This is a genomic window from Pseudomonas sp. UBA6315, from assembly GCF_002438125.1.
In the GTDB taxonomy this organism is placed as follows: Bacteria; Pseudomonadota; Gammaproteobacteria; order Pseudomonadales; family Pseudomonadaceae; genus Aquipseudomonas; species Aquipseudomonas faucium.
This window is the reverse complement of sequence record NZ_DJTF01000047.1, coordinates 4,040-4,256: the sequence shown is the minus strand read 5'-3', so window position 1 is coordinate 4,256 and position 217 is coordinate 4,040. Positions and strand designations below refer to the sequence as shown.

The window sequence follows — 217 nt, the reverse complement described above, 5'->3', positions numbered from 1 at the left end:
TGTTCGTGCACACCGGTGCCGGGCGCTACATCTGCGGTGAAGAAACCGCACTGATCAACTCGCTGGAAGGCCGCCGCGCCAACCCGCGCTCCAAGCCGCCCTTCCCTGCCGCCGTTGGCGTGTGGGGCAAGCCGACTTGCGTGAACAACGTCGAGACCCTGTGCAACGTGCCGGCGATCGTCGCCAACGGCAACGACTGGTACAAGTCGCTGGCCCG

1 pseudogene is annotated in these 217 nt (G+C 66.4%); it reads left to right on the top strand.

What is annotated here, in order from left to right:
- Positions 1-217: pseudogene (locus B3E94_RS05840) on the top strand (NADH-quinone oxidoreductase subunit F); the annotation flags it as partial.